The sequence below is a fragment of the Caulobacter sp. FWC2 genome (assembly GCF_002742625.1).
Lineage (GTDB): Bacteria > Pseudomonadota > Alphaproteobacteria > Caulobacterales > Caulobacteraceae > Caulobacter.
In genome coordinates this window covers 92498-108771 of record NZ_PEBF01000002.1, presented here as the reverse complement: position 1 = coordinate 108771, position 16274 = coordinate 92498, and the positions used below count along the sequence as shown (strand labels likewise).

8 protein-coding genes are annotated in these 16274 nt (G+C 66.0%); 5 read left to right on the top strand and 3 right to left on the bottom strand.

Annotated features, from left to right (window positions below):
* The first annotated feature begins 217 nt into the window (after positions 1-217).
* The 4 genes from CSW62_RS25235 to CSW62_RS25220 all read left to right on the top strand — a co-directional run bounded on the left by CSW62_RS25235 (position 218) and on the right by CSW62_RS25220 (position 5611).
* The gene (locus tag CSW62_RS25235; protein ID WP_099582519.1) at positions 218-427 is read left to right on the top strand and encodes a hypothetical protein; all 210 of its coding nucleotides are present in this window, start codon (positions 218-220) and stop codon (positions 425-427) included.
* A 286-nt stretch (positions 428-713) separates the two neighbouring features.
* On the top strand, positions 714-1862 hold the full coding sequence (locus CSW62_RS25230; protein ID WP_099582518.1) for an exonuclease SbcCD subunit D: 1149 nt from the start codon (positions 714-716) through the stop codon (positions 1860-1862).
* 2 nt (positions 1863-1864) lie between these two features.
* Complete coding sequence (locus CSW62_RS25225; RefSeq protein WP_099582517.1) at positions 1865-4927, top strand: AAA family ATPase; 3063 nt, start codon at positions 1865-1867, stop codon at positions 4925-4927.
* Positions 4928-4939: 12 nt separating this feature from the next.
* Positions 4940-5611: a hypothetical protein gene (locus CSW62_RS25220; protein ID WP_099582516.1), complete on the top strand. Its 672-nt coding sequence runs from the start codon at positions 4940-4942 to the stop codon at positions 5609-5611.
* Between the two features lie 221 nt (positions 5612-5832).
* Here the strand turns inward: CSW62_RS25220 and CSW62_RS25215 are convergent, their stop codons facing one another.
* The 3 genes from CSW62_RS25215 to CSW62_RS25205 form a co-directional block, all read right to left on the bottom strand.
* Entirely contained in the window at positions 5833-7959 is a 2127-nt protein-coding gene (locus CSW62_RS25215) for a DEAD/DEAH box helicase (protein WP_099582606.1), read from the bottom strand.
* Between the two features lie 70 nt (positions 7960-8029).
* Positions 8030-9343 (bottom strand): ATP-binding protein, encoded by a 1314-nt coding sequence (locus CSW62_RS25210; protein WP_099582515.1) that lies wholly within the window; start codon positions 9341-9343, stop codon positions 8030-8032.
* Positions 9340-11952: a TerB N-terminal domain-containing protein gene (locus CSW62_RS25205; protein ID WP_143324480.1), complete on the bottom strand. Its 2613-nt coding sequence runs from the start codon at positions 11950-11952 to the stop codon at positions 9340-9342. The genes CSW62_RS25210 and CSW62_RS25205 overlap by 4 nt, the downstream gene beginning before the upstream one ends.
* A 167-nt stretch (positions 11953-12119) precedes the next feature.
* Between CSW62_RS25205 and CSW62_RS25200 the strand changes: the two genes are divergently transcribed.
* Positions 12120-16016: a hypothetical protein gene (locus tag CSW62_RS25200; RefSeq protein ID WP_143324479.1), complete on the top strand. Its 3897-nt coding sequence runs from the start codon at positions 12120-12122 to the stop codon at positions 16014-16016.
* The last annotated feature ends 258 nt before the right edge of the window (positions 16017-16274 follow it).

Sequence of the window (16274 nt, the reverse complement as noted above, 5' to 3'; positions counted from 1 at the left end):
CCATAGGTCCTATTGGCCCTAGGCTGCACAGAGGGTCAAGGGTCGCGGAAAGCGCGTGTCCCGACATTTTCCGTCGGCTCGGCGAATAGGCAGCCAAACCTCACTAGGTTTAATTTCTTGAATGTCGAGCGTACGGCCCGGGTGCCGCTTTCGCGTCGGCGGTGCGCGCCGTCGCCCCGCTGTCCGTGTGTAGTGGAGCGCGCCGTTTCACCGTCTGATGGAAACCGCCGGTTCTAGTGAAATCGGCCGCGCGCGTCGACACCCGCGCCATCCTCGGTTCCTTCGGGCCCGCCGCCTGCGCACCATCGTCTACCTCAATGACCGGCCGGTCCGGCGCTGGAGCGCCGAGGAGATCGGCTTCATGCAGGAGGTCGCCGAACGCACGCGGCAGGTCATCGAACGCGGCGAGGCCGAGGCCGGGCTCTGACTCGTCGCTGACCTTGGGAAGGTCGTCACCTTCGAGAACGAGCGCTATCGTCGCCGGGTCGAGCCGGCAACCCGCACGGCGTTGGGGCAGGTCGCGACCAGGGACCGGGGCTGGACGCTTCTCACTCAGATCACGCTGGCGGACTAGAGTGTGAGCACGAGCCGAGCTTTGTCACGCTCTGGGCGGGTCTGGAACAAGGGCCACGCCCGGTTTTGTCGCCGACGCGACTTATGATCGGGTAGAGCTAAGGCGGGGCGCGGCCTCAAAAAGGGGGAGGGGGCGAAAGATGCGACTTCTGCACACGTCCGATTGGCACCTGGGGCGTACGCTTGCCCAAGAGAGCCTGCTCGATGATCAAGCTCACCTGCTCGACCAGGTTTTCCAGGCGATCGTGGATCACCGGGTCGATGCGCTGATTATCGCCGGCGACCTTTTCGACCGCGCTGTGCCGCGCAAGGAAGCGGTGCAACTGTTCAATGATTTCCTCGCCAGGATCTATGCTGACACGCCAGCTGCAATCGTGGCGATCGCCGGCAATCACGATGCCCCCGATCGGATCGGCTTCAATGCCGCGCTGCAGGATCCCCGCCGCGTCCTGATCCGCGGGCCTCTGCGCGACCGGCCCCACCCGCTCGTGCTGCACGATGAACACGGCGAAGTGGCGATATCGGCGCTGCCGTTCAGCGAGGTCTACGCCGCGCGCGACGTCTTCGAGGACCCCGCCATCGCCAGCCCCGCCGACGTCCTGGCCGCTCAAGTGGCTCAGGCGCGAGGCCATGTTCCGGCCGGCGCCCGCTGGGTGGTGACCGCGCACGCCTTCGTGGAAGGCGGCCGTATCACCGAGACCGAGCGCCCCCTGACCCAGGTCGGCGGTATCGAGACCGTGCCGGCCGCGACCTTCGAGGGCGCGGCATATGTCGCACTCGGCCATCTGCATCGCGCCCAGGAGGCCGGGGCGGCGCATATTCGTTATTCCGGCGCGTGGATGGGCTTTGGTTTCGATGAGGCCGAAGAGACCAAGTCCCTCAGCCTCGTGGATCTGGACGCGGCGGGCTCGGTGACGGTGCGCACAGTGCCCCTGTCGAGCCTGCGTCCCCTGCGGGTCCTGACCGGGCGCCTTCAGGAACTGCTGCAGGCCGGCCGGATCGCAGCCGGAGTCGCTCCCGCCCTGATCAAGGCCGTGCTTACCGACGAGGGCGCCTTGATCGACGCGATCGGACAGTTGCGCGCGGTCTACCCTCACGTCCTGCAGCTGGAGCGTTCGAACCGTCCCATGCTGACTGGGCCGGGCGCAGCCGCCGCGATGGTCGACCGACGCGACCCCACCCGGGTCATCGCCGCTTTCCTGGAGGCAGTGCGCGGCCAGGGCCCTGACGCTCCCGAAGCGGCGATCATCACCGCCACCCTGGCCGACGTCGAAGTCGAGGAGGTCTAACCGTGCGCCCGCTGCGCCTGTCCCTGCGGGCCTTTGGCCCGTTCGCCGACACCCAGGTGATCGACTTTCGCCCAGCCCTGGAACGACGCCTGTTCGGGATCTACGGCCCCATGGGCGCGGGCAAGACCTCGATCCTCGATGGCCTTTGCTTTGCGCTGTTCGGCGAGTCGTCGGGCCAGGAACGCCAGGGCGAGGACCTGCGATCGCATCACGCGAGCGCGGAGGTCGAGACCCAAGCCGAGCTGGTTTTCGACGTCGGGGGCAAACGCTATCACCTCGTCCGGCGTCCCCGTCAGACAGTGCGTGGCCGGCGCGTTGGCGCCTTGGTCGAACGCGCGCACTGGGCTGCGCTCTACGACGCAACAGGCATGCCCGTGGACGACATCGGCCCCGACAATCCCGGCGTGGCGCTCGAGGAGCGCAAGGTCGAGGCCGTAGCCGATCGCCTGCAGGCGATCTTGCATTACAGCGCCGCCCAGTTCCGCCAGGTGGTCCTGCTGCCGCAAGGCCAGTTCCGCCAGTTGCTGACCGCCTCCAGCGACCAGCGCTCGGCGGTGCTGCGCGGGCTGTTCGACGTCTCGCTCTATGAACGCTTCGTCGAGCGGCTGAAGGCGGAAGCCAGCGCGCTACGCGACGCGGTGGGCCAGGGCCGCACGCAGATCGAGGCTCATCTGGCGGCTCAGGACGCCTCGGACCTGGAAGGGCTCAACCAGGCCCTGGCGGACGCGGCCGAACAGGCGATGGCCCAGGCCCGGCTTCGTGACGCCGAGGCGCAGGATCGTGATCGCCTGCGAACGGCGTTGCAGACGGCGCAAGCCTTGGCGGGGCGGTTCGCCGAGCACGACGCGGCCCAGGCCGCCGTGGCCGCCCTGCTGGACGAACAGGGCAAGATCGAAGACCTGAAAGTTCGCCATGCCGCAGCGGCCAAGGCCGAGACCTGCGCCGCTGCGGACGCTCGCGCGGCGGCTGCGGCCCATACCCTGACCACGGCCGTGACGGCGCGGCGGACGGCGCTCGAAGAGGCCGAACGTTTGGACGCGCTGGCCGCCGCCGCCGCCGATCGCCTGGACCAGTCCGCTGCGCTTCAGCCCGAACGCGACGCCGCCGTCGCTCTGGTGACCGGCCTGGACGCCTACCGGACGCGCCTGGAAAACGCCCGCCCCCTGAAAGACCACGCCTTGGCCAGTGCGTCGGCGCGCGCAGGCGCAGCCAGCGCCCTGGCCAGCGCGCAATCGGCCCGCGCCGCCGCTGCCGAGGCCCTTGAGCAGAGCCTTGCCCAGCACGCGCGGGCCCAGCAGCAAACCCTGCGCGCCGAGGCGCTGGAGACCGCACTCGCGCTCGCCCGCAAGGAACACAAAACCGCCGTGGAATTCGAAGACGCGGTCAAGGCCGTCGAACGTCTCTCGGCGCTCACGGCCTCGGCCCAGGCGCGGCTGGCCGCGGCGCGCTTGGACTTGGCCAAGGCGCGGTCGGCCGAAGAGGCGGCCGAAACCGCGCTTTCCGAGGCCCAGGCCTCGCATCTGGCCCTCGTCCTGGTCGAGGGTCAGCCCTGTCCGGTTTGCGGATCCGAGGCCCACCCCCATCCGGCGAAGCCGGCCGTGGACGGCCAGGATCTCGAGCAGGTCCGACGAGCGGCGCGAACCCTGCGACAGGACGCCGACACCGCCGAGCGTCAGGCCGCGGAGGCGGCCGCCATGATCGAAGGCGAGGGCAAGGGCGCCGACACCCGTTTGCGCGCCCTGAAGGCGCCGCCGCGCGCCGCCGAACAGGTCGCCGCCGACTGCGTGCGCTTGGAACAGGACCTCGCCCAACTGATGGCGGAGGACCTGGCGGGCCTGGCCCAAGCGCTCGAGACCGCCCAAGGCGCGGTGGGCACCGCCGACAAGGCGCTGGCTGAGACACAGACGGCCTTCGCTCTGGCCGACAAGGACGACGCGGCCGCAAAGGCCGCATTCGAGGCGGCGCTGTCGGACGTTCCCAAGGACCTGCGCGACGAGACCAGGCTCACCGCGGCCCGGACTCAGGCGATCGCCGCCCGCGACCAAATGCTGGAGCGACACGCCGGCGCGCTTGCGGCCGAACGCAGCGCGAGCGAGGCGGCCAAGGTCGCTGCGGCAACGGCCGAGGCGGCGGGCCAACGCGAAGGGGAGCTGGAGGTCACGGCCAAGGCCGAGGCGATAGCGCTCGAGGCGGCCTTATCGGCCGCCGGCTTCGACGCGGCCGGCTATGAGACCGCCAAGGCCGACGCGCCCCATCTTGAGACCTTCGCGGCGCAGATCCGCGCCCTCGGAGAGCGGGCCGCGGCCGCGGCCGATCGGCGTGATCGCGCCGCCGCCGCCATCGCTGACCAGGCGCGGCCCGACCTGGCCCTGGCCGAGGCCGCGCTCGTCGCGGCCGACACGCGCCTGGCCGGGCTGGAACAGGCGGTCTCGACGTTAGGCATGCGCGTGGGACAGCTGGAGGCCACACGCGACATCGTGGTCAAGCTGGAAGACGAGCTGGCCTTCGCCACCGAGCGCTATCGCGTCCTGGGGGAGCTTTCCAATCTCAGCGACGGACGTAACGCCCACCGGCTTCGGCTGCGGGACTTCGCTATCGCCGCGACCTTCGATTTGGTGCTGGAGGCGGCCAATCTGCGGTTCAGCAGGATGTCGCGTGGGCGCTTCGCCCTGCAGCGCAAGCTCGAAGGCGGCGACGGCCGCGTGCGGTCCGGGCTCGATATCGAGGTCTATGACGCCCACACCGATCAGAAGCGCGACGCCCACACCTTGTCAGGCGGCGAGGGCTTTCTGGCCTCTTTGTCACTAGCACTGGGCTTGTCAGACGTCGTCCAGGCCGAATCCGGCGGGGTCCGACTCGACGCCATCTTCATCGATGAGGGTTTTGGCCATCTCGACGACGAAACCCTCGATATCGCCCTGGAGACCTTGCGTGACTTGGTCGGCCAGGACCGCGCGGTGGGAGTGATCAGCCATGTGGACGGCGTCAAGCAGCAGATCTTGGCCGGCTTCGATGTGGTGCGCACCCTGCGCGGCAGCCAGATCGCGCCACGCCGTGACGACTAGAGGAGAGCAAGGATGACATCCGCCCTTTCGGCCACCGCCTTCGCCGAGGCGGTTCTCGCCGCCGCCAACGCCGCCGCGAGCCCCCTGGTCCAGGGTTGGCCCCAGTCGGACCGCGAGGCTCCCCGGGTCATGATGAGCCCGGCCGATTTCCTTTCGGCGCTCGCCGCGGTGCAGCCCAAGCTGGTCTATCGGATCCAGGCGACCTTCGATCCGGAGAGCGAGCTGGAAGGCGCCTGCGAGACCGTGGGCCTGGAGACACCACCCGATCCGCTCCTGGCGCGTCGCTTCGCCGATATCACCAAGCGCGCGCAACGTCGCGAGGGCGAGCCGACCATGACCCTGGCCGGGTTTCTCTATGAGGGCGTCCTGCACGCCGCCCAGGTCGTCGCCGAGTGGTCAGCGACGCTGGAAGACGAGTTCGCCGCCCGGGCGGCGGAAATCCAGGCCGAGACCGAGGAGCGCACGGCGGCCGCCGACGACCTCGCGATGGGCGAGATCCGCCAGCTGGCCGTGGAGCTCGCCAACCATGCCGGCTTCAACACCCACCCCGCCAGCTTTTCCAAACGCCGCTTCCTGGCGAGCGAGCTGTTCAAGGGGCGCGACGCCGACGCGCTCTACCGCATCACCGAACTGGCGGAGATGATCAGTTGGGTCCGCAAGGGCGGCGTGCCGCTCGACGCCTAGCGCGGCGACGGCGGCCCGGACCTCATACGAGGTCGGCCTTGACCGGCTCCTCCAGCGTCGTGCGATGGCGCGAGCTAGCCGCTCAGTGCGCCACTTCTCCCGACAGCAGTCCATCCATCGCTGCCGTTGGGAATGGCACCTTCCCGACGGAGAGTGCCACAATCTCGATCCTGCGAACGTGGCCGCGACCCAGCAATCGGAACTGCCGGCTCTAAATGACACTAGGCCTTAGGCATACGCAGTCCGGCGACTAGACCTGGAAGCGCGGCGACGAGCGCGGCGTTAGATCGAGCCCAAAGATCACGCAATAACTCGAGCGGGGCGAATTCGTCATACTTGGCCTCTTCCAACGTCCTGACGAAGGTCGAGAGCGCGCCAGCGTCGATCGGCCGGCTTAGCTGGCGAAGGATCTGAGCCGCTTCATCTGGGGTCGTGTCTGGCAGGGTCACGCCAAGATGGTGTGCCTCACAATCAAGGCCTGCGGCCGAAAGGGCGACAGCCACGACACTCGTCATTGCCGTTCCGCGCCATAGAAGCACATGCGTATCAGCGCCAGCGGCGATCAAGTCCGTGTCGGCCAAACCGTATTCCGTGAAGGCGGCCCGGCCCTCGATCAAAAGGCCCGCGGCGACGTTGTCTAGGTAGTTGGGAACGTCACCGTCGAGGTAGACCGAGCGCATCTCCGCCGCCAGCCGGTCATGGATAGGCTCCACCGACAACCGATCGAAACGCGGCAGTTTGCCGGCGGGATGCGAAACGACCTCGAGCACCTTGGCCCGGTCATCGACACCCACGACGCGCCAGCGCCGCCCCGCGAACGCCACCAGGCTTCCCGGCCCGAGCAGGTTGGCGATCGGGATGGTCCCCAAGGTTCGGCCGGCGTGCACCAGGCGCCATTCCACCTCACTCTGGAAGATCGCGTAAAAGTCCCGTCCTTGCGTGAGGTTCTCGCCTTCAGGACCAAGCATGAGCGTGCCGTCCGGCGCCTGTTCGATCAGGCCCAAACCGGCCAGATTTCGAAGCAGACTGGCCATGTCGGCGCGGGGCAGGGCGCTGAGCGGTCCCTGACCGCAGACGATATCGAACAACGGGCCGGGCCGAAGTCCGCCGTGCTCGACAAGGCAAGAGAGGATCTGATGGATAACCACCGTCACGATCGCTGGATCCTGGATGGGCGGCTCGACGAAGCGCTGCAGCAGAAGCCGAATGGACGCTGTCGCGCGGACGATCTCCGGACGTAGACGGTCCAACGGATCCTGAGCGGCTATTGCATGCTTCTCACGGATGTAGATCCGAAGGATCGCAGGTGCGCCGCGGCGTCGACCGCTTCGACCAAGACGCTGACGCAACGAGGAAAGCGATCGAGGCGCGCCGAGTTGCGCCACGGACTTCACTGACCCGATGTCGATGCCAAGCTCCAAGGTGGTCGTGGCAATGGCGGTCGTAGGCAAGTCGGCGGCTTTCAGACGAAGCTCGAGCTCTTCGCGAAGCTCCTTGGCCAAGCTGCCGTGGTGGGGAAAGAATTCGTTCGGCGCGCCGTGCGCCTCCGCGCGACGTCGAAGCCGATCGGCCAAGGCCTCCACCGTGCGACGCGAGCCGCCAAACACGAGGTTGTTGTCGCCACGCAAGGTCTTGAAGGCATGGTCAGCGATCTGATCGAGCGCGGTGTCGCCCCCGTCAACCTCGGCCTCATTTTCAGCCTCGTTCGGCTCAGGTCCTTCGACATAGCCTCGGATTTGCAGGCGCAGCTCGGGCGCGCCGCCAGCGATGTCCACGAGACGCACCGCCGCCGGATCGACAGGGCTCAACCAAGCCCGGGCGGCGTCGAGATCGCCAAGGGTGGCCGAAAGACCGATGCGTCTTGCCGGGCGATCAGCCATTCGATCGATCCGGTGCAGCAGACTCGCCAGATGCAGGCCGCGCGGGCCTTGAAGGAAGGCGTGCAATTCGTCGATGACGATGGCGTCCAGACGGCCAAATAGCCGACGCGCAGCGTCGGTGCGCCGAAGCAGCAGCGCTTCGATGGATTCGGGTGTGATGAGGACCACGCCGTTGGGACGTTCGAGCGCGCGGCGCTTGGCCGACTGTGGCGCGTCGCCATGCCAACGCACGACGTCGATTTCCAATCGCTCGCAAAGCTCGTCCAGGCGCCGGAACTGGTCGTTGATCAGGGCTTTGAGTGGACTGACGTAGAGGATCGACAAGCCCGGCGTAGCGCGAGCCGCCGTCTCGGTGAGCAGCGGCAGAAAGGCCGCTTCGGTCTTGCCAGCCGCCGTGGCCGCAGCGATCAGCGCGCTAGCGCCGGTGTGCAGGATCGCTTCGATCGCACACTCCTGCACTTCACGCATCTCCGTCCAGCCCTGGTCTCGGATCCAGCGTTGGATCGTCGGGTTCAGCCGATCGAAGCCCGTGGCGACGTCAGAGGCGGAGGGTGGCAAGTTCGTCGTCGCCGGCCTCGGGGATCAGGGCGAGGTCAGCCTCTCCATCGTTGTCGGCCGCGATCTCCACCACGCCCAAGAGGTCGCGCCAATCCTCGGTCGGGTTCTGTTCAAGAACACTCAGGAACTGGACGAAGACCTTGATCGTGTTGCGCGGCGTGCGGAAATACGCCTCGCCGATCCGCTTGTTGCAGTGGACCATGAACTGCGTGAGAGCCTCATCAGGCACCAGGTGCTTGTCCGGCGCGCCCAAGGCGAAGATGTTGCGCAAATTCGACAGCAGGACCAGCAGGTCCTCCGGCGATAGGCTTTGCAAGCGCAGGACCGGGCCGGACAGATCCACCCGTCCTTGGGTCGCAAAGCCGTTTTCCATCAATCGGGATTGGAGAGCCTGGTAGCTGTAGAGCCCGCGGCGGCTGTCCATCAAGAACTCCGGCGTACCGCCGAACACCACCCCCAAACCGCTGACCTGTCCCTGCAGCACGTCGTTCACGATGCGCAGAATCTGTTCGAAATTCTGGTTCCGGGCCTGGGCGCTCTGCAGCTTGTAGAGATTGACCATCTCGTCGAAAGCCACCAGCAGCCCCCCGTAACCTGCCAGTCGGACAAAGGCGGCCATCAGCTTCAGGCTGTCATACACATTGTCGTCGTCGATGATGTTGCGAACACCCAGGGCCTGTCGCGCCTCGGTCTTGGTCGAGTATTCGCCGCGTAACCAACGCAAGGCCGCGGCCTTGATGGCTTCGTCGTCGGCTTCGCTACCACGCCAATAGGTCTTGAGGACGGTGGCGAAGTCGTAGCCGCCGACATGTTCTTGAAGCGCGGCGAGACGACGATCGATCGCCCGTTCGACCGTCGCGCCCTCGGCTTCGGCCTCGCGCACGCAGTCGGTGATAAACCGTTCAACCACGCTGGACAGAGCGCCCCCTTCGGGCTTGGTCCGCGTCGCCATGTTACGAACGGCCTCTGCATAGAGGCCTCTGGCCTGCCCCCCGGTGGCGTGTATCCGACGATCCGGCGCCAAGTCGGCGTGGATGGTCACGAGCTTGCGCTCCAGCGCGATCAACCGCACCAGATTGAGAAAGAAGGTCTTGCCCGCCCCATACTCGCCAATCACGAACCGGACGGCGGAGCCGGCATCGGCAATGCGGTCGATATCACGGACCAGAGCGGCGACTTCGCCGGCCCGACCCACCTGAACGTGAGCCAGTCCCGTGCGCGGCACCACGCCGGCGGCCAGCGCCTGTAGGATGGTGTCGCGGTCGCGCGGGCGCAGCTTCGGTCGATCGGTCACGCTAGATTCCCCATGGTACGAAGCTCTGCCGCAAGATGGGCGACGGGCATGAGCAGGTCCTCATCATCAATGACGGCCTCGTCGAAGGTTTCGAAGCCCCACTCGTTGATCGTCTCCAGCGCCCCGTCTGGAAGCAGCTTGAGCTCACGAGCCCGAGCATCGAAGATCTCACGTTCTAGCCCGTCGGCAGACAAGATCGCGACGAGGAGTTGTGCGTGATTTGGCTCCAGGCCGGCAAAAGCGCTCGATGAGGGCTTGGCTTCGGCCTTTGCAGGCGTTGGTGCATCGTCCTCGTCGGTGAAGATGCTCGACAGCAACCCAGCGACCTCGTTCGTCTCGCGGCGAATGCGTTCGAGCCGGGTAGCATCGAAGGCGACCGTGTCAGGATCCCGCGGCGCTTCGGGCGGGATGGCGACGCCCGCGCTTGGTTCTTCTGGAGCGATTGAGACAGGCGCGTCGACCTGCACCGCACCACGATGCAAGGCGGCGTAAACCTCCTCCTGGGGCAGGTTCAGGGTCTTGTGCAGTCGTTCCAGGAAGCGCACTTCGGTCGGCTCGACGCGACCGTCGGCGAGGACCGCGCCGATCGCCGCGGCGCTGACTCCGCGGCGTGCGCCCTCGGGAAGCTTGGCAAGGCGCCCCAGCGCGGCCTGTTGCTTTGGCGGCGCCCTCAGCACGTAGAACGCCACAGCCAGCAACCGGACACGATCGGCGGGGCTCAGTCCAGGCATGACCTGGAGGTCGGCGCTGATCTGATCAAATTCCGCAGCGACGACCTCCCCATCAACGGTCGCGGCCAGGGCGGCGATCTCCGCCATGGTGCGTGCGGCGCCGTAGTGCTGACTTTCCAGGCGCGGCGCCGCGCCGCCTTCGGCCGCGAAAATCACCATCTCGCCGTCGGGCGCAAGGCCCGTCTCTCCATATCGGCGGTCAGGCTCGAAGGCGATGTCCAACTGGTCCAACATGCCGCCGATCCGGCGCTGGATCGGCAGCGAGAGCTTGGGCTCGGCGAGGGGCGTCTCGAGAATGTCGGCGACCTGCTTGACGCTCGCCACCGCCATCTTTCTGTCGCCGATCAGGGCAAATAGCGCCTCACGCGCTATTTCCGCGCCCCTCGCCATAGGGGTCGCACGAAGATCGCGGGGCAGACAAAGGGCGGCCTCCAAGCCGCCACGCCCTTCTGGTCGGCGGCCCAGCAAGCGGCTGAAGGCATCGAGATCCTGGACGCAGGCGTCGAACATCTCTTTCAAATGATTCAGTGGGGCCGACACCGCACAGATGTCCGGAAAGGCGCCGAGAGCGAAGCTCGTCTCGAAGCGGCCGCTGGCGGCGCGATAGACGCTTTCAAGTCGCGTCTTGGGCGCGCGGACCTTCAAGCCGCCTGGATGGCGTTCCCCGAACCGCAGGCGCCAGAGAGCACACAGTTCATCGAAGCAACGGGCGACAGGCGTACGAAACCACAGGGGCAGCGAGAGAATCCACAGCAACGCGTCATCGGCGTCGAAGGCCCGACCTTCCGCCAGGACCGCGCCGAAATACCGTCGCGTGGCCAGCGGCATTTCGAAGGTCGAAAATGCGGGCGCGAGGAGCGGCGGACGCACGATCTCGCTGGTGCGAACGACTTCGGCGACGTCGAGCAGGCGCGTGGCATAGCTCGAAAAAGACCCGTTTTGATCATAGACGACCCTGAGCGATCGAACCTCATCGATGATCTCCTCGGCATCTTGGAAGGCCTTCTCATGAAGAAGCCGGCGCTCGAGACCGTAGAAGTACAGGAAGACCAGACCGATCGGCGCATCAGGATCGCGTCGTCCGCCAGCCAACCATTCGAGATAGGCGCGGCGGACGGAAGCACTTAACCCCCGATAGCTTGGCCAGTAGGACAGGTCCGATGCGCCACCATCCGCAGGCGCGTTTGCCGCGACGGGCAACGACGTGTCGACCAGGCAGTTCTCGCTGCGCCAGGCTTCGTTGTTGGCCTTGCCGGCGTAGAACAGGCCTCCGGAGATTTTCAGGCCGCCCAAGTCGAGGAGTTCGCCGCTGGAAAGCCATCGAGGTGGCTCGCCTGCCTTCGGGGCGGACCGAGGACGCGGCGGTGCCGAGACGGGTCGGACGGGCACATGCGCGGAAGTCGGCTGGAGAGCGGGGCGAGCTTCCTGGCGCGCAACGGCCGCCGGGGCCTCGATCACCGGATTGGCGACGCCCCGCTCGGCCACGTTCTTCGGCAAATCGGCCTTGAGTTGTTTGGCATAGTCGACAGCTTGCCTGAGGGTAGCGAACCCGTAGCTGCCGTGCACATACCGCTCATTGCGATAGACGATGCCGAAGGCGTTCATCGTCAGGCGATCAACGACTTCCTGCGTCTTGGCTTTCGCGGTTGAATCGTTCGAACCGGTCATCGCTGGAGCTTCCACGGCCAGGACGGTGGGAGGGAGATCGACAACGATCTTCGCCCGGCCCTGACCGGCCGAAAGTGACGCCGCCGACGCGGGCCGAGGCGGTGAACGGTAGGCGGGCTGGGTCTCGGAACGTGGCAGAGGTTTTCTGACCTTGGACTGTAGCCAGAACAGGAACACCGCGCCGATCCCAAGCAGGATAAACAGTTCCAACCTACACACCCCATGGGCCCAACCCTCGGTTAAGCTTGGCTACGCTATGCGGTGGGTGGCGGCGAATCCAGCCCGCCGATGTTAGATTTTCGACGCAAGCTATGCGGGTGCGTGCGGCGACTGGGGCGACGCGAAACCTAAGCACCAGGATGACCGGGGGAGATCTGATGGAGGAGCTGTTTCTTATCGATGACGAGCTATGGCGAAAGTCCCGCGCGGGCGCGCGCTCCGGGCGAGGTTTTCGCTATCAGGATGCTGTGGCGGCGCAGCTAGCGATCAAGGCCTGGCGTGGCGACTGGGCCTGGACAACCGTTGTGCCAGAAGGGGTCGACGATCTCACTCTGCACGGCCCGGCTCTGGAGCTGCGCGTACAGTTGAAGTCGCGGCACGATCCACGCGGCCGGTTCACCGTGGACGAGGTCGTCACGCATCTGGCCAAGACTGCCAAGTCGCTCCCGCAAACTTGGAGCCAGGACTCTCGCCTCGGGATCGCGCTGGTCCTGGAGCGAGCGGTCGATGGTCTGACGGCGACAGGCTGGGGAAAAACCCTCGCCGATAGTGGCCAGGCGCTGGACGCCTTGAGAAATGGGCTACGCGCCGAGCTTTCCGGCTGGCCGATCGATCAGGTCGAAGCGCTTCTGGGGCGCGCGTACCTGATCGTCGAGGCGAAGCCAATGGACGAGGCGGTCGCGCGCCTCGTCGCAGGCACACCCTATCCCGACGCTGCCGCAAGGCTTCTGGCTCAGCGGTTTCGTGAACTGGCCGGCGCAATGGCGGACGCCAACTACCTTGCGCCATCAACTCGGCCAGGGACGCTGGGGGTTTCTGACGTTCAACAGGTCGTCGACGCCTTTGGTCTTGCCTTCGATCCAGCCGCTTTCCTCGACCTGAGCGGGGGGCTGTGCGAGGCCGCCGATTTTTTCGAGCCCGTCGACACGTCCGGCTTCTACAGCGGTGTCGATGTCGCGCCGGCCCATATCGGCGCGGGCGTGGTGTTTGATCGCCCTGTAGAGGTGACCGCGATCCTCGAGGGCCTGGAACAACATCGCGCCGCGCTCGTTGCGGGGCCGTCCGGCGCGGGCAAATCGGGCCTGGCCTGGCTCAGCGCCTTTCACACCCGCCACGCGGTGCGCTGGTATCGCGTCCGCCTGTGCCGAACCGACGATGTCGCCAGGCTCGTTGCCTGGGCGCGCCTGCTCGAAGCCAATCCCGAACGTCCCGTCGGCTTCGTCGTCGATGATGTCGGTCGCGGCGAGGAAACGTCCGGATGGGATCTCCTCATCCGCGAGAAGAACGCAGTCCCGGGGCTTCTCCTCATTGGCACAGCCCGTGAGGAAGATCTCTTCACTCTGAGGTCGCTTCCACAGACCAGTGTCTTCAGGCCCAAGCTCGACGAGGCGCTTGCGATCCGCGTCTGGGAAGCGCTCAGCGGGGAGGGCGCTTCGGTCTTCAAATTCTGGAGAGAGCCCCTCGAAGTCAGCCGTGGTCTCCTTTTGGAATACGCGCACCTCCTGACCGCCGGACGCCGCCTGGAGGAGACGCTGACTGAGCAGGTCGCCCGCAGGCTGGCGGAGGGGCGGGACGACGAACTGATCGCCCTGCGCGCCATCGCCTTCGCCACCGCTCAGGGCGCTGCGATCGATCCTGGGCGTCTGCGATCAAGGCTGGGCTGGGAGACGCCGAGGTTTGCCAGGGCGATCAAGAGACTCGTCGACGAACATACAATCCGCGAGCGGGGCGACGCCTCGCTCTCTGCCCTGCACGAAATTCGATCGACCTACCTCGATGCTGCCATTCAGAACGCTCTGGGCGAACCGCGTCGAACGGCCTTGGTGGAGGCGGTGTACACCGTAGAGGCGGGGTCCTTCGCCAGCCTCGTGGTCCGCACGCTGCGCAAGTGGCCTGATGAGAAGAGCAGCTTGCTCGAAGCCGCGGGACAGCGCCTTTCCGATCCTGACACGCCTGCAGGCGCCTGGATCGCTGTTCTCTACGGCCTTGCTGTGGCTACCGCAGATATGGTCGCCGAGCGCTGGCTGGAGATCGCGCGCGCGAATGACATCGACGATCGCTTTGCCGGTCTCGCCTTCAATTTCGTTGTCGCTAAATCAAACTTTGACGGTGTTCCTCTCTTCGCACGCGTCAAGAACGCCCAGGCCGACTTCGCAAAGGTCAAGGTCGGCGACTTGCGTACCGCCTTGTTCGAACGTCTGGCCCCAGGCTCGCGACCGCCGATCGTCAATCTGGCGTCAGCCCATGAACTGATCGCCGCCATGCTCCCCCTCGCAGGGTGTGAAGCTGGGCCCAAGCTTGAATTTGGCTGCGAAGACAACGTCGGCGAGGCCGACCTGATGCCGCTCCTGGAATTCCTCCAGGTCTTGGCAGAAGTGGATGCCGAGCAAGCCGTCAAAATTGTCGACATCTGTGGTGGAGCAGAGGTCCTGCTCGAAAGGCTCTACCTGGAGACCGCATGGATCACCCGGCCATCCCTTGGCGAGCAAGACGGCGAAGCGATCGTCACTGCCAAGGTCAGAGCGGTTTCGGCGCCATCCCAGTCAAATCTCGAGGAAAGCGTCGCGCGAGTCTGCGAACTGATGGCGATGGCGGCGCCGGCGGCCCAACTGATGATCTGCGAAGCGGTCTTCGCCAATGACTCTCCTTTTGGCGTTGGCATGTATACGGTCCGTAGGACCCTGCGCCGCGATGTGATGCCGTCACCGGCCAGGATCGCCTTGAATCGCGTGGTCAATCGGTCGATCGGCCGGCTGGTCGCCACCGACAGCGAGACGGACCGCGCGACGATGCTGGCCAGGGCGATGGCCGACCTTTCGCGCCTGTTGGGGGATGCCGCGAACTACTACTGTCGGCAGGAGCAGCCTGGGCCGTATTGGAGCGGGCTGAAGATAGTGCGTGGTTTGATGACCCAGGTGATCCCGCCTCCGCAGCAGGCCGAGACTTTTGCGGGTCCTCTCGACCAGGGAACCTACAAGGCTCATGACAGCCTCCATGGGTTCGCAACTAACATCCAGGAACTGATCGGCGAGCTGACCCAAGTAGAACCGCCGAAGGTGCGCCTCATGGCGCTAAGGGCTCGGGATCTGGCCAAGGAAGCCGGCAAGCTGACGGACCCAGATTTTTGGCGGATGACCGGCGAACGGCCCACGCCTGCTCTTGAGACCATACGGACGATTCTCCTGGATCTCGCTGCCGTGCTGAGCGACGTCGATGCAGATCCGTTGCGGCTGCGCGCCGCCTCACTGAGGTTTTCAAAAGTCAGCCGACACAACAATATTCTCGCGCGCGCGGCTAAAGAGGCCCGTGAACGCACGGCAGCTGATGTCGGGCGCCGGTGCGTGGCGATCGCCGAGCACCTCGCTGCCCATGGGCTGAGTGTCGAGGTCTATGCGCGGATCGATGGCGAGGACGTCGGCCTGAACCATCTCAATGCACGGTATATCGCGCTCCAGCGCGTCGATGAGATCGTCGACTGGTTCAAAAGCCAGCCTCTGCTGATCGCGGCCTGTGAAACCCTTCCCGACGATTTGACGACCTTGGCATCGGCTCCGCTTCGCGACGGTGTCATCGCCCCCATTGCTGTCCAGTTCGGGCTCAGCCTGTTGCCCTACGGCGGGCTTGTCAGCGAATGGCAGGCGAAGCTTCCCTATCCGGTGCTTGAGGATCGGGTGCTCGACGACTATCGGGCGGCGGTGGAGGCGCTGGTCACTGCATCTTTCATCTTGCAGGAGACGGGCAGGCCACTTCTGGCGGAAGAGGACGCGCACCTCGATACGCAGGTCGAGACTGTAGCCGCTGTGAGTGAACGGGCTGCAGCCGCCGTTGATAGCGACCCGTCGGCTGATCTAGCGGAGATCCTTGGGTTCCTTGGTGAGCTCGGCGTGCGGGTTGGCGCTGAGCAGGATGGAACGGCTGAGGGGACGACAGTCGCGGTCGAGATGTTAAATCTCGAGTCCGAACTCGCGCAGACTAATCTCGGCGCCCAGATCCTGCTGATGGAGCGCGGGGTCTCGCGCCATCAATCACAGCAGGAACGTGTGGCCAGGAACTGACGACCCTTGCCCGGCTGCAACCCTGTCGCTCGGCATCGCTGTCGGTAAAGTCGGGGCGCCAGGCCATAAAGTGACTGCGACCGCCTTCATGATGCAGGCGACACTCGGACATCTCGATGCCAGTCGACCGCCATCTATGAGAAGGCGTAGCCACCCTCGTGAGCCGTGTCGCTGTCCGAGCACACGACGCCCCTCTACTGAACGTCGCGTTTCTGCAGCCGCGCCGATGTCAGAAAATGGCGCTGCCCCGCATCCCCG

What these genes read in the sequence shown, in the direction of transcription:
- CSW62_RS25235 (WP_099582519.1), top strand. Translation starts at nt 218, where the DNA reads ATGGAAACCGCCGGTTCTAGTGAAATCGGCCGCGCGCGTCGACACCCG.
- CSW62_RS25220 (WP_099582516.1), top strand. Translation starts at nt 4,940, where the DNA reads ATGACATCCGCCCTTTCGGCCACCGCCTTCGCCGAGGCGGTTCTCGCC.
- CSW62_RS25215 (WP_099582606.1), bottom strand. Translation starts at nt 7,959, where the DNA reads ATGCGTGAAGTGCAGGAGTGTGCGATCGAAGCGATCCTGCACACCGGC.
- CSW62_RS25230 (WP_099582518.1), top strand. Translation starts at nt 714, where the DNA reads ATGCGACTTCTGCACACGTCCGATTGGCACCTGGGGCGTACGCTTGCC.
- CSW62_RS25200 (WP_143324479.1), top strand. Translation starts at nt 12,120, where the DNA reads ATGGAGGAGCTGTTTCTTATCGATGACGAGCTATGGCGAAAGTCCCGC.